The organism is Aeromonas sp. Y311-2 (assembly GCF_027706025.1).
GTDB classification, from domain to species: Bacteria; Pseudomonadota; Gammaproteobacteria; order Enterobacterales; family Aeromonadaceae; genus Aeromonas; species Aeromonas veronii.
In genome coordinates this window covers 46,913-60,049 of the sequence record NZ_JAPDCL010000010.1, presented here as the reverse complement: position 1 = coordinate 60,049, position 13,137 = coordinate 46,913, and the positions used below count along the sequence as shown (strand labels likewise).

The window sequence follows — 13,137 nt, the reverse complement described above, 5'->3', positions numbered from 1 at the left end:
GTTAGCGCAAGCATGGCTGACGGCAGTATAAAGAGTGACACGAGCATACGCAGGGACGAATGGCACAACCATGAAGTTGATCAACACTTTTGCGACCGAGTTGCCCTGGGCCTGTGAACCCGTGGTCCCCCAGCCGCTGCAGCAGCCCCGGTTGCTTCATCTCAACCGGGCTTTGCTGGATAAGTTGGGGCTGGGAGGCGTCAGCGAGGCTGACTGGATCGCCTGTTGTGGCGAGGGAAAAGTGCTGCCCGGTATGCAGCCGGTAGCGCAGGTCTATGCGGGCCATCAGTTCGGGGGTTATAGCCCCCGGCTTGGGGATGGTCGCGCGCTGCTGTTGGGTGAGCAGCAGGCGCCGGATAGTCAGCGCTGGGATCTGCACCTGAAGGGGGCAGGAAAGACGCCGTTTTCCCGCTTTGGTGACGGCCGCGCCGTGCTGCGCTCGAGCATTCGCGAATATCTAGCCTCCGAGGCGCTCCATGCCCTCGGCATACCGACCACCCGGGCGCTGGTGCTGGTGGGGAGTCAGGAGCCCGTTTACCGCGAGCAGGTGGAGACGGGAGCGACCGTGCTGCGCACCGCCCCCAGCCATCTGCGCTTCGGCCATATCGAGTATTTCGCCTGGAGCGGGCAGGGAGAGAAGATCCCGCCACTCATCGACTATCTGCTGCGCCACCACTTCCCCGAACAGGAGAGTGGTGCCGAACTGTTTGCCGAAGTGGTGCGCCGCACCGCGCGGCTGATTGCCAAATGGCAGGCGGCGGGCTTCTGTCACGGGGTAATGAATACCGACAACATGTCGCTGCTCGGCTTGACGCTGGATTACGGGCCATACGGCTTTATCGATGCTTACGTGCCCGATTTTGTCTGCAACCACTCGGATCCTGCGGGCCGCTACGCGCTGGATCAGCAGCCCGCGGTCGGTTACTGGAATCTGCAAAAGCTGGCACAGGCACTGGCGGGGCATGTAGACGGTGATGTGCTGGCTGCTGCGTTGGCCCAGTACGAACAGCAGTTGATGCTGCACTACTCCGAACTGATGCGGGCCAAACTCGGGTTGGCGGTGTGGGAGGAGGATGACCCGGCGATGTTCCGCGAGCTGTTCCGGTTGCTGGCGGCCCACAAGGTGGATTACCACCTGTTCCTTCGCCGTCTCGGTGAGGTGACGCAAGAGGGGGCGTGGCCCGCATCTCTGCTGGTCCTGTTGCCTGAACCACTGGGTTGGCAGGTGTGGCTGGAGCGCTATCGGGCGCGGCTAATGCGCGAAGGCAGCGAGGATGCCGTGCGCAAGGCGCAGATGGATGCCATCAATCCCAAGTATGTGCTGCGCAATGCGCTGGCCCAGCAGGTGATCGACGCCGCCGACGTAGGGGATATGCAGCCGTTCGAGCGGCTGTTCGCCGCCTTGCAGCACCCCTATGATGAACAACCCGAATATGAGGATCTCGCCACCCCGACTCCGGCATGGTATTGCGGTGGTGAGCTCTCCTGCAGTAGCTGAGAGACAGGGAATGAGTTGGCAAATCAAACAGGTAGATAACGAAGCTGGCGTGGTGACGCTGGATTGTCCGGCACTCGATTGGGATACGTTCCCGCTGTTGGCGCAGGCCTTGCTGCGAGAGTGGGAGCTGCAGCCGCTCGAGCAGGATGCGGGGGCCGACCGCCATAGCTGGTTGCTGGAGTTTGAAGGGAGCCAGTTTCGGCTGGAGTACGAACATTACAGCGGCTGCTGGCTGGAGGCGGTGCGCCCGGCGGATCGGGAGGCGCTGCTCTGGCTCGCCAGACAGCACAAGGTGTGACTATCGCCCACAAGGCCTGCTCTGCCGCAGGCCAACCTGGACAAGCGTAATCGCATAAAGATTGAACTATCGGTTTGGGGGCGTATAATCTCGCCCCTCGATTATCGCCAATGGTGGCGATATGGGTTCCCTAACCCCATTAACCAAAAAGGTCACAAGATGAATCTGACCCCTGCGCAGTACCAAACGGCGCTCGTTCGCCTGTCGTTGTTCCACATCCTGATCATTGCCAGCAGCAACTATCTGGTGCAGCTGCCGATCACTGTGTTTGGCTTCCACACCACTTGGGGGGCGTTCAGCTTCCCGTTTATCTTCCTCGCCACTGACCTGACGGTGCGGATCTTCGGTGCCGGTCTGGCACGCAAGATTATCCAGACCGTGATGCTTCCTGCGCTGGCGGTCTCCTATGCGCTCTCTGTGCTCTTCTTCGAAGGGAGCTTCCAGGGCGTTGGTCATCTGGCTGAATTCAACCTGTTCGTGGCGCGTATCGCGCTGGCCAGCTTTATGGCCTATCTGGTAGGGCAGTTCATGGATGTGGTGGTGTTCAACCGCCTGCGTCTGCTCAAGCAGTGGTGGATTGCACCTGCGGCCTCCACCCTGTTTGGTAATCTGGTTGATACCATCGCTTTCTTCAGTGTGGCCTTCTGGCGCACCACAGATCCTTTCATGGCAGAGCATTGGGTCGAGATCGCAACCGTCGATTACGTATTCAAGTTGCTGATAAGCCTTGGTTTGTTCGTGCCGCTCTACGGTGTCTTGTTGCGCTACCTCAGCCGCAAGCTGGTGGGCGAGGCCGGATTATCCAGCCTGCAAACGGCCACCCGGCAAGCCTGACGAGATTGACCACCCTTCGCGGTGGTCAATTTTTTTGCACTTTCTGCAAATAGCGCTTGCCTAGTTAAATGAGAATGATTATTGTTAACTTGTTTTCCGGGAAAGACTTCATTCGTTCCAACGTGATGGACTTCTTGTGAAGGCACGACATTGCTCACATTGCTTCCAGTTAAGGGCCAGTTTATCTGGCCCTCTTTTTTTGTCATTTTTCAGCAAGTTGCAGGCATAAAAAACGGGAGCCAAGGCTCCCGTCGTCACTCTGTCTGTGGCTTACTCGATATCGAGTGCCTCGGGGGAGAGGATCACCCCTGTGGTATCGGCGTAGAGGTGGTCGTCAGGCAGGAAGGTCACGCCACCGAAGTTGACCGGCAGATCGGTCTCCCCTACATCCTTGCTGTCGGCACCGACCGGAATGGCTGCCAGTGCCTGAATGCCGATATCCAGATCTTCCAGAATATCGACTTCGCGGACGCAGCCGTAGCAGACAATCCCTTCCCAATCGTTCTCGGCCGCCGTGGTGGCGATGTCGCTGTCGATCAGAGCTCGGCGCATGGAGCCACCGCCATCGATCAGCAAGACGCGTCCCAGTCCGTTCTCTTTGACGAGTTCACGGATCAGGCCATTCGATTCGAAGCATTTGACGGTGGTGATGACGCCGCCGAAAGAGGCACGGCCGCCGAAGGAGCAGAGCATGGGTTCAAGCACATCCACCATGTCCTGATAGATGTCGCACAGTTCAGAAGTATTGTATTCCATAGTGTCAAATCCACGGCTGGAAACAGGTGCAACCAGTATAAGGAGTGGGTGTGGCATTTCAATGAATATTCCTTGCACAGATCACCTGTCGCCGCTTTTCTGCATAAGCTCAATGCAGTTCACTGCCAGTTTGCGAGAGGTCCATCGTGCTTATCCGTCATAAGTTGATCCTGAATACCGTGCTGGTTGCCGTTGCCATGCTGGTACTGAGCGGCCTGTTTATCTACTCCAGCCAGGTGCACCGTCATCTGACCGAAGCCCAGCGTAATATCGACCAGCTGGAGATCGCCATGCTCAACCTGCGGCGGGCCGAGAAGGATTTTCTGATCCGCAAGGATATGACCTTCGTCGAGCGCTTCAATCAGGGGCTGTCAGACTTTCACCAGCACAATCGGGAGCTGGTGAGCGATGACAATCTGGCGGCCGTCGAGGGGGAGCTGACCAGACTGGATCAGCAGATCAGCGGTTATGGCAAAGCGTTCAACGATCTGGTGGCCCAGCAGCAGAAGATTGGTCTGGGGCCGGAGGAGGGGCTCTATGGCCAGCTGAGGGCGGCGGTGCATGAGGTGGAGAATGGGCTCAAGCAGCTGGATCAGCAGGGGTTGCTCATCACCATGTTGCAGCTGAGACGGGCGGAGAAGGACTTCATGCTTCGCTCCGATATCCAGTATCTGGAGCGTTTCGAGACCTTGCACAAGAGTTTTCAGGATAACCTTGCCACTTTGCCGGAGGCGGATCGCGGCAAGCTGGAGCAGGCCAGCAAGCAGTACCGGCAGGACTTTGTGGCGCTGGTGCAGGGGATGCAGGTACTGGGGCTGAAAGAGGATGAGGGGCTGCGCAACCAGATGCGGGATCTGGTGCATCAGACCGAACAGGGGTTTGCCGTCGTCGATCAACACATTGTCGCTGAGCTGGAGCGGCAGAGCACTCGCCTCAACAGCCTGATGCTGGTCTGTGGCGGGGTGATTGTGGTGCTGATCGGCATCATGAGCGTGCTGCTGGGGCGCAGCATCGACCGTCCCATTACTCAGGTGAATGATACCGTCAACCGCATTCGCCAGGATAATGACCTGCGCTTGAAGATAGAACTGCGCGGGGCCGATGAAATGGCCCAGCTGGCAGGCAATCTCGACGTGATGCTGGGCGGGTTTCGCAACCTGATTGGCGATGTGAAGCAGAGCGTGCACACCCTGACCGAAGCGGCTGATCACCTCTCGGCCAACGTCAAGCGCACCAGTGAAGGGGCGGCGCGCCAGCTGCAAGAGACCGACATGGTGGCGACCGCGTCCACCGAGATGGGCTCCACCATCGAAGAGATCGCCCGCAACACTGAGCAGGCGGCCAACAATGCGCAGGCGACCAACAACAAGGCGATGGAGGGGAGGACTGCGGTCGAGAATACTGTCGAGCAGATCCGCTCGCTGGCGGGCAATCTGGAGAGCTCATCTCGCGAGGTGAGCCAGCTGCAAAAAGAGAGCGAGACCATCGGCTCCGTGCTTGACGTGATCCGTGGCATTGCCGAGCAGACCAACCTGCTGGCCCTCAACGCAGCCATCGAAGCAGCTCGGGCAGGGGATCAGGGGCGTGGTTTTGCGGTGGTGGCCGATGAGGTGCGCAATCTGGCCATCCGTACCCAGAAATCGACCCAGGAGATCGCCGGCATCATCAGCTCGCTGCAGAAACAGACCGGCAGCATCGTCGAGGTGATGGCGACCTGCCGCGAGCAGGGCAACCGCAGCTCGGATCAGGCCAGTACTGCAGGGGAGTTGCTGGGGCAGATCACTCAGGATGTTACCAACATAATGGACATGAGCACCCAGATTGCCGCCGCCATCGAACAGCAGAGTCTGGTGGCCAACGAGGTGAACCGCAACGTCAACAACATCCGCGACATCGCCCAGGAGTCGAGCATCATGGCGGAGGAAAATGCGAGATCCAGCGAGGGCCTCAACGAGCAGGCCCAGCTGCTCAACAAGGCGGTGGCAAAATATCGGGTTTAGTGAGCAGACTGGCATCCTTGTGAGGTTTTTGCACCAGAGTGGCAATGATTTGATCGTAATGGCTGTTATTGGGGTAATTCGCTCATATAATCGCCGCCACTATGATGATTCGGAAGGATTCGATGGCAAAGTTGCTGGTGGCCGTATTCGGGCTGCTCTGTTCCTGTCTGGTGTTGGCAGGTTCGGCGCCTCAGGCTATCCCACTCAAGCCAGGCATGGAGCCGCTACTCAGCTGGTTCAACGGGGCCTTTACGAGCCGAGAGCAGGCCAGTTACGACAGCCGCTTTACCAGTGCCGAGCTGCGCCTGATGGAGATCTGGCCCGGCTATCAGGGCTATCGCTGGGTCTATGCCGAGCAGTACCTGAGTCTGCGCTCCGTCCGTCCCTTCCGCCAGCGCATCTATCGCTTCTCACCCGCCCCTGACGGGCGGATCCTGATGGCCGAACTGACCATGCCCCGTGCCACCGATTTTGCCGGAGCCTGGCATGATCCCGCCCTGCTCGACAGTCTGACCCCGCAGCAGCTCTCCTTGCGCCACGGTTGCGAGATCTGGCTGACACGCACTCCCTCCGGCGAATATGCCGGCCACACCCGGGTGGGCCATTGCTCTACCGATTTTGGTGGTGCCACGACGCTGGTGCAGCATATCTGGATTGGTCCCGACAGCGTCAGACTGCTGGATCGCGCCTATGACAACGCAGGGAGCCCGCGCTGGGGTAGCCCGGGTGAGGGGTATGTCTATTTGCGTCGTTCCAAAGGGTTTGGCCAGTAGGGGCGAGTGGTCTGGCTGCGGGAACATGAAGGATGAAAAACAGGGATCGTAAAAAAGGCGCCCATTGGGCGCCTTTTTCAGAATTCTTCAGAAGTAAAATTACTTCTTGGTGGTCATCGCACCGAAACGCTTGTTGAACTTGTCTACGCGGCCGCCGCTAGAAACTTCTTTCTGCTTGCCGGTGTAGAACGGGTGGCACTCGGAGCACACGTCCAGGTTCAGATCTTTACCGATGGTAGAGAAAGTGTTGATGACGTTACCGCAAGAGCACTTGGCGGTGATGGCTACGTAGTCAGGATGGATACCAGCTTTCATGGACAACCTCAATTAATAGGCCGTGTCGCCATCCGATCTCTTGTCGGACACCACACGATTGTTGAACACAGTTTCAAAGGCTGCGAATAATATAGGAAATGCCTGAGATCAGGCAAGTGGCTTCGCAGAAAAAATAGGCAACCCCTGGTGAATTCTTCCCAAACGCTGGATCTGGTTCGTGTCGCTGTCCCGGTACCGTTACGCCGTCACTTCGACTATCTCTCTCCCCTGCCGTTACCTGCCCCCGGTTGCCGGGTCGAGATCCCTTTCGGTCCCCAGACCCTGGTCGGGCTGGTGGTGGATCATCCGGCTGACAGCCAGGTGCCCCGCAACAAGCTCAAGCCCATCAAGCGCGTACTCGATGCGACGCCGGTGCTGGGGCCGGATATTCTGGCGCTGATGAACTGGAGCGCCAGCTACTACCAGCATCCGCTGGGGGAAGTGCTGCCCCACGCCCTGCCAGTGCTGGTGCGCAAGGGGGAGCCTGCCGCTTATCGTGAACTGGAGTTCTGGTTTGCAACTGAGGCTGGCATGGCCATCGACCTTAACGAGCTCAAGCGGGCGGCCAAGCAGCAGCAAGCGCTCGCCCTGCTGCGAAAGGGGCCGCAGACCCCCTCCGCCCTCAAACAGGAGGAGGTCCAGAGCGCCGCTCTCACCGCGCTGGAGAAGAAGGGGCTGCTGGAGAAGCGCTCGCTGGAGCCGAGTCACGACGGCGACTGGGCCGCCCGTTTTGAACCGGGGGAGGGGCTGCGCCTCAACGGCGAGCAGGCGCTGGCCGTCTCTGCCGTTACCAGCCAGAGCGACAAGTTCGGCGCCTTTCTGCTGGACGGCATTACCGGCTCCGGCAAGACCGAGGTCTACCTGAGCATCCTCGAGCCCTTGCTCAAGGCGGGCAAGCAGGCGCTGGTGATGGTGCCGGAGATCGGCCTCACCCCGCAGACCATCAACCGCTTCCGCCGCCGCTTCAACGTGCCTGTGGTGGCGATGAACTCCGCTATGAACGATCGGGAACGGCTCGACGCCTGGCTCGCCTGCCGCGACGGCGGCGCCGCCATCCTGATCGGCACTCGTTCTGCGGTGTTCACCCCGTTTAACAACCTCGGCATCATTATCATCGACGAAGAGCACGACGGCTCTTTCAAGCAGCAGGACGGTTTTCGCTACCACGCGCGGGATCTGGCGGTGATGCGGGCCCATCGTGCCGGTATCCCCATCCTGCTCGGCTCTGCTACTCCGTCGCTGGAGACGCTGCACAACACCCGCACCGGCAAGTATCACCACCTCGCCCTGACCCGCCGTGCCGGCAATGCCCAGACCGCCCGGCAGGTGATTCTGGATATCAAGAACGTGCGGCTGCAGGCTGGGCTCTCTCCCCAGCTGGAGCAGTTGATGGCAGAACATCTGGCGGCGGGCAATCAGGTGATGCTGTTTCTCAACCGCCGTGGCTATGCCCCGGCTCTGATCTGTCACCAGTGTGGCTGGAGCGCCGCCTGCGAGCGCTGTGACGCCTGGTACACCTGGCATCAGGCCGGGCGGCGGCTGCACTGCCACCACTGCGACAGCGTGCGCCCCTTGCCACACCACTGCCCCGAGTGTGGCAGCAACGAACTGATCGGATCGGGAGTCGGCACCGAGCAGCTGGAACAGCTGCTCACCACGGTTTTCCCGCAATATCCGGTGGTGCGCATCGATCGGGACAACACCCGCCGCAAGGGGGAGCTGGAGACCCATCTCGGCGACATCAAGGCGGGCAAGTACAAGATCCTGATCGGCACCCAGATGCTGGCCAAGGGCCACCACTTCCCGGATGTGACGCTAGTGGGTCTGCTGGATGTGGATGGTGCCCTGTTCAGCGCCGATTTTCGCGCCGCCGAGAAACTGGCCCAGCTCTACACCCAGGTGGCGGGCCGCGCCGGTCGAGCCAGCAAACCCGGGTTGGTAGTGCTGCAGAGCCACCATCCGGAGCACGCCCTGCTGCAGGATCTGACCCAGAATGGCTACGGCCACTTCGCCGATACGGCGTTGAAAGAGCGCCGCCTGCTGGGGCTGCCACCATTCAGCTATCAGGGGCTGTTCCGCGCCGAGGCCAATGGCCGTGACGAGGTGCAGCTGTTCCTCGCCCGCCTCGCCGATACCCTGCGCAGCGCCCGCTATCCCCACGTTCAGGTGCTGGGGCCCATCAGCGGCTTTATGGAGCGCAAGGCGGGCAAGTTCCGCATGCAGTTGCTGGTGCAGGGGCCGAACCGGGTACCGCTGGCCCAACTGCTGGATTGGGCGGTGAAGGAGCTGGAAGGCTGGCCTGAGACCAAAAGGGTGCGCTGGAGTCTGGATATCGACCCCACCGAGCTGAGTTGATGGTGGCACCGGCGCCGGTCGCTGGCAGTTATCGTCAGCGACCGATGGGTGATTTCATTTCAAGGCTCAGACCCGCAGATCGATCTGCTGCACCCAGCCTCCTTTACCCTGTTCGGTGAGATAGAGGCCGGATTGGCGCAGCACCCCCTGATTGCCGCTCTCCCCCAGATGGTTGAAGGGGGTGTCGAGGGGGCGTAGCAGGATGGCGCCGATCCCCAGTTCGACCAGAGCTATAGGTGCGTGCTCCGGATGCCAGAACTGCAGCGCTGAAAACTGGCTATCCCCCTCATCCAGCACCCCGTTGCCATCCTCATCCAGGGTGGCCAACTCGCCGAAGCCATTGCCGGAGCGTGCACCAAACAGCTCGCCCCCATCGTCTATGGTGCCGTTGCCATTGCGATCCAGCGCCACAAAGCCGCTCCCTTCCCGCAGACCCGGCAGGCTATCCTCCTTGCCATCCTGATCAATATCGAAAGTGACCCGTGCCTCGGTCAGATCGGCAATCTTGCCATCCAGACTGAGCACCAGCGGATCTTTGAGGGCATTGAGGGTGGTGCGCCGCTGGCTCACCTCCAGCTGACGCCAGTCGAGCACAAAGCCGAGATCGAGCTGAATAGTCTGACCATCCCGAGTCGCTACGCTGGCTGACGCCACCACGTTGAGCTGCTCCTGTTGCAGCAGGGTGTCTGTCACCTCCACCAGTTGATCCGGCTCGGTAGCCTGAGCTGCGGCTTCTCCTTGGGTCACCCCTTCGCCCCCCTCTTCGGTGGGCTTGATCAGCTTGGGCAGCTCGATTTCGTGGCCCAGCATCGCTTCAATCATCAGCTTGATCAGCCGCTGGCGGTTATCCAGTCCATCGTCGGGAATGCCATCCTGCTCTTTGCCAACGTCCGCTGCGGGCGGGGCGGGAGGTGTTGCCGCTTGCTGGCTGGCGGCGGATTGCCTCGCGGTTTGCAGCGTCAGGGCGCTGGTGAGGGTCAGGGTGCTGCTGCGTTTGCCGGCCACTGCCGCGTTGTTGCCTTCCGGTGGATTGACGACGGGTGGCACTGGCCCGAGGTTGCGCACCTTGCGGCTCTGGGCCTGTTGTTGCCGGTATTGAACCTCCCCCTGGAGGTCGTAGTGATCGATGCGCATACGTTCGCCCTCGGCGCTATACATCTGGTCAGTTATCGACCAGTGAATAAGCAGGGCTTAACACCAAATCGGACTAATCAGGGAGGTGGTTAGTACTAGGTTGCAAGGTGGTGGCGTGGCAGGATGGCAAGAGACTGGATAGTGGCGCTCTAGTTGAACATTTTCAGGTAGCGCTGCGCACTCTGGCTGACAAGCGGCATCGGTGAGGATAGGGAGAATTACATGAGAAATTGTCTGGTGATGGACGTGGCAGTCTATGGTGGATTCCTGTCTGGCGCCCCTTGCATCAATGATGCTGAGGGCTGCACTCATGCGTAACTGTCTGGTGATGGGAGCGGCAGGTTATATCGGTTCCTATCTGGTGCCCCACCTGCAAACGCTGGGCTACAGGGTGATTGCCGGGGCGCGCCGTCCCTGCCGCTTGCCTGAGGGAGTCGAGTTTCGCCTCGCCGACAGCCTCAAGCCGATCACCTTGCTGCCTGCGCTGGCGGGCATCGATACCGTCTTCTATCTGGTGCATGCCATGGGGGCGGGGGCCGATTTTCACCGGTTGGAGCAGCAGGGGGTGAAGAACTTCGCTGCCGCTGCCCGCGCCGCCGGGGTGCGCCGCATCATCTATCTTGGGGCGATCCAGCCTGAACAGTGCAACAGCCGCCATCTCAACTCCCGCCGCCACTGTGGCGAGCTGTTTCGTGACTCCGGCGTACCGACGGTGGAGCTGCGCGCCGGCATCATCATCGGGCCCGGTTCGGCGGCGTTCGAGGTGATGCGGGATCTGGTGTTCAACCTGCCGATGATGGTTACGCCCAAATGGGTGCGCTCGCGCACGCCGCCGATTGCGCTGTCCAACCTGCTGCACTATCTGGGTGGGCTGGTGGAAGCCGACGAGGTGGATGGCCGCATCTTCAATGCGGTCGGCCCCGAGCTGCTCAGCTATCAGCAGCAGTTGCAGAAGTTCGCCGCCCATATTGGCAAGCGCTGCCCCATCATTCCCATCCCGTTTCTGAGTCCGCGCCTCTCTGCCTGGTGGCTGCAGTTTGTCACCTCGGTGCCGCAGCCGGTGGCCAAGGCGCTGGTGGGGGGTCTCAAGCACGATATCCCGGCCGACGACGGCCCGCTGCGTGCCCTGCTGCCCCAGACTCTGCTCAGCTTCGACGAGGCGCTGGCGGAGAGTTTGGCGCTGGAGCAGAAGCTGGGTGCCGAACAGCAGGGGCAGGAGACGCCCCTTGGCCTGCGCTGGCGCCATCCCGAATATGGTTTCTATGACCGTACCGCCAGCGGCGAGGCCATCTGCCTCGCCTCCCCCGAGGTGGTGTGGCAGGTGTTGCAGCAGTTGGGGGGTGAGCAGCGCTACTTCTACATGAACGAGCTGTGGGTGGTGCGCGAATGGATGGATCACCTGATCGGCGGCCCGGCCCGCACCCGTGGCCGCACCAATCCGGATCGCTTCGTGAAGGGTGACATGCTCGACTCCTGGCAGATCCTCGGGGTGGATGAGGGGCGCAGGCTCGATCTCTTGTTCAACATGAAGGCCCCGGGCGTCGGGCGGTTGGAGTTCAACATCCTGCCGGAGGAGTCTGGCCTGACCCGCATCCGGGTCACCGCTCACTGGCATCCGCAGGGCGCCTGGGGGCTGGCCTACTGGCTCGCCATGCTGCCGTTCCACCTCTTTATCTTTCAGGGGATGACCGAAGCCATCGCCCGTCAGGCTGAGGCGAGGGCAGGTATCCCGGTGATGGATTAACCCCTCTTCACACCATCCCCGCTGATAGAGTGCCCCGTTCGGGGCACTTTTTATGCGGCGGCCATGCCCGGTTATGGCAGATAGTGGTAGGCGTCTCATGGCAAAGGCTGGCATCATGCCGCGGTCTTGTTTACCGCGGATAGATAATCAGTCAGAAAAAGAAGGGATTATGAAGAAAAAACCGTCAATTTTGGGGGGCGCCTGCATCATTGCCAGCGTCTGCGTGGGGGCCGGCATGCTCGGTCTGCCGAGTTCGGGGGCGGGGGCCTGGACCCTCTGGTCGGTGCTGGCGCTGACCGTCACCATGGTGATGATGACCCTCTCCGGCTGGATGCTGCTGGAATCCTTCCAGCACCACGATATGCGGGTCTCCTTCAATACCGTGACTCGCGAGCTGCTGGGGGAGAAGCTCAATCTCCTCAATAACCTCTCGGTCTACTTTGTTGGCGGTATTCTGCTCTACGCCTATATCACCTCCTCCGGTGCCATCCTGCAGGGGATACTGGGGATCGACAGCAAGCTCGCGTCCGTGCTGTTCGTGGCGCTCTTCTCTGCGGTGGTGTGGCACTCGACCCGCGCCGTTGACCGCATCTCTGTGGTGCTGATCGCCTTTATGATCCTCAGTTTCGCCCTCGGTGTGGCCGGGCTGCTCGGCAGTATCAAGCTGCCGACCCTTCTCGATCTGGCGGGTAGCGAGAGTCGCTACGCCCCCTATGCCATGGCGATGCTGCCGGTGGCGCTCACCTCGTTCGGCTATCACCACTCTGTTGCCTCCCTGCGTGCCTATTACCAGAACGAGCAGCAGGCCAGATGGGCCATTCTGGGGGGAACCCTGATCGCGCTGGCGCTCTACGTGCTCTGGCTGCTGGGGATCTTCGGCAACCTGCCCCGTCAGGATTTTGCTCCGGTGATTGCCAAGGGCGGCGATGTGAGCGTGCTGCTCTCGGCCCTCTCCGGGGTCATTGAATCGGAGAAGGTGGCCAGCGCCATCAACGGCTTCTCCATGGCGGCGATCCTCTCCTCCTTTATCGGGGTAGGGCTCGGGGTGTTCGACTATCTGGCTGATCTATTCAAGTTCGATAACAGCCGCGCCGGTCGCTGCAAGACCTGGGCGGTCACCTTCCTGCCGCCGCTGGTGCTCTCCCTGCTATTCCCGTTCGGCTTCCTGCTGGCCATCGGCTATGCCGGTGCCGCCGCCACCATCTGGACCTGCATCATCCCGGCATTGCTGGTGCTGCGCACCCGGGCGCGTGCCGAGCGGGGCGAAGTGACCCCCCATTTCGTCACCCCCGGCGGCAAGCTGATGGCCTGGCTGCTGATCCTGTTCGGATTGGCGACCGCGCTGTTCCACTTCCTGTCGATGGCAAATCTGTTGCCGGTCTATCTGGGCAACTGAGTCAGGTTTACAGCACTGACAGAAAGGGCGGCAA

Annotated in this window: 11 protein-coding genes; 8 read left to right on the top strand and 3 right to left on the bottom strand. The window is 60.7% G+C overall.

All coding sequences use genetic code 11. From position 1 onward, the window contains the following. Positions 1–70 precede the first annotated feature (70 nt). From OKC42_RS11295 to OKC42_RS11285, 3 genes are all read left to right on the top strand, one after another. Positions 71–1,498 carry a protein adenylyltransferase SelO gene (locus tag OKC42_RS11295; RefSeq protein ID WP_270819703.1) on the top strand — a complete coding sequence of 476 codons (1,428 nt, stop codon included), beginning with the start codon at positions 71–73 and terminating at the stop codon, positions 1,496–1,498. 10 nt (positions 1,499–1,508) lie between these two features. Next, positions 1,509–1,796: a DUF3630 family protein gene (locus OKC42_RS11290; protein WP_103250825.1), complete on the top strand. Its 288-nt coding sequence runs from the start codon at positions 1,509–1,511 to the stop codon at positions 1,794–1,796. 159 nt (positions 1,797–1,955) lie between these two features. Next, positions 1,956–2,630 (top strand): 7-cyano-7-deazaguanine/7-aminomethyl-7-deazaguanine transporter, encoded by a 675-nt coding sequence (locus OKC42_RS11285; RefSeq protein ID WP_005340680.1) that lies wholly within the window; start codon positions 1,956–1,958, stop codon positions 2,628–2,630. A gap of 270 nt (positions 2,631–2,900) precedes the next feature. Here the strand turns inward: OKC42_RS11285 and rraA are convergent, their stop codons facing one another. Further along, positions 2,901–3,386, bottom strand: a complete 486-nt coding sequence (gene rraA / locus OKC42_RS11280; protein ID WP_005340678.1) for a ribonuclease E activity regulator RraA — start codon at positions 3,384–3,386, stop codon at positions 2,901–2,903. 146 nt (positions 3,387–3,532) lie between these two features. On the opposite strand from rraA, the gene OKC42_RS11275 reads away from it, so the two are divergent. Together OKC42_RS11275 and OKC42_RS11270 are read left to right on the top strand one after the other, a co-directional pair. Continuing rightward, positions 3,533–5,386, top strand: a complete 1,854-nt coding sequence (locus OKC42_RS11275; protein WP_270819699.1) for a methyl-accepting chemotaxis protein — start codon at positions 3,533–3,535, stop codon at positions 5,384–5,386. Positions 5,387–5,508: 122 nt separating this feature from the next. Further along, a complete protein-coding gene (locus tag OKC42_RS11270) occupies positions 5,509–6,159 on the top strand; it encodes a chromophore lyase CpcT/CpeT (protein ID WP_270819696.1) in 651 nt (216 codons plus the stop codon). 99 nt (positions 6,160–6,258) lie between these two features. Here OKC42_RS11270 and rpmE read toward each other — a convergent pair whose 3' ends face one another. Beyond that, complete coding sequence (gene rpmE / locus OKC42_RS11265; protein ID WP_005340673.1) at positions 6,259–6,474, bottom strand: 50S ribosomal protein L31; 216 nt, start codon at positions 6,472–6,474, stop codon at positions 6,259–6,261. A gap of 147 nt (positions 6,475–6,621) precedes the next feature. Between rpmE and priA the strand changes: the two genes are divergently transcribed. Beyond that, a complete protein-coding gene (priA, locus tag OKC42_RS11260; RefSeq protein ID WP_270819694.1) occupies positions 6,622–8,829 on the top strand; it encodes a primosomal protein N' in 2,208 nt (735 codons plus the stop codon). A gap of 66 nt (positions 8,830–8,895) precedes the next feature. Here priA and OKC42_RS11255 read toward each other — a convergent pair whose 3' ends face one another. Further along, a complete protein-coding gene (locus tag OKC42_RS11255) occupies positions 8,896–9,987 on the bottom strand; it encodes a hypothetical protein (RefSeq protein WP_270819693.1) in 1,092 nt (363 codons plus the stop codon). Between the two features lie 286 nt (positions 9,988–10,273). Between OKC42_RS11255 and OKC42_RS11250 the strand changes: the two genes are divergently transcribed. Further along, a complete protein-coding gene (locus OKC42_RS11250) occupies positions 10,274–11,707 on the top strand; it encodes a DUF2867 domain-containing protein (RefSeq protein WP_069527629.1) in 1,434 nt (477 codons plus the stop codon). Between the two features lie 169 nt (positions 11,708–11,876). After that, the gene (locus OKC42_RS11245) at positions 11,877–13,103 is read left to right on the top strand and encodes an aromatic amino acid transporter (RefSeq protein ID WP_005355439.1); all 1,227 of its coding nucleotides are present in this window, start codon (positions 11,877–11,879) and stop codon (positions 13,101–13,103) included. Positions 13,104–13,137: the final 34 nt, after the last annotated feature.

Bases quoted from the DNA above. Each gene is read 5' to 3' on its own strand.
- rpmE (WP_005340673.1), bottom strand. From the start codon at position 6,474: ATGAAAGCTGGTATCCATCCTGACTACGTAGCCATCACCGCCAAGTGC.
- OKC42_RS11250 (WP_069527629.1), top strand. From the start codon at position 10,274: ATGCGTAACTGTCTGGTGATGGGAGCGGCAGGTTATATCGGTTCCTAT.
- rraA (WP_005340678.1), bottom strand. From the start codon at position 3,386: ATGGAATACAATACTTCTGAACTGTGCGACATCTATCAGGACATGGTG.
- OKC42_RS11270 (WP_270819696.1), top strand. From the start codon at position 5,509: ATGGCAAAGTTGCTGGTGGCCGTATTCGGGCTGCTCTGTTCCTGTCTG.
- OKC42_RS11255 (WP_270819693.1), bottom strand. From the start codon at position 9,987: ATGTATAGCGCCGAGGGCGAACGTATGCGCATCGATCACTACGACCTC.
- OKC42_RS11245 (WP_005355439.1), top strand. From the start codon at position 11,877: ATGAAGAAAAAACCGTCAATTTTGGGGGGCGCCTGCATCATTGCCAGC.
- OKC42_RS11295 (WP_270819703.1), top strand. From the start codon at position 71: ATGAAGTTGATCAACACTTTTGCGACCGAGTTGCCCTGGGCCTGTGAA.
- OKC42_RS11285 (WP_005340680.1), top strand. From the start codon at position 1,956: ATGAATCTGACCCCTGCGCAGTACCAAACGGCGCTCGTTCGCCTGTCG.
- OKC42_RS11290 (WP_103250825.1), top strand. From the start codon at position 1,509: ATGAGTTGGCAAATCAAACAGGTAGATAACGAAGCTGGCGTGGTGACG.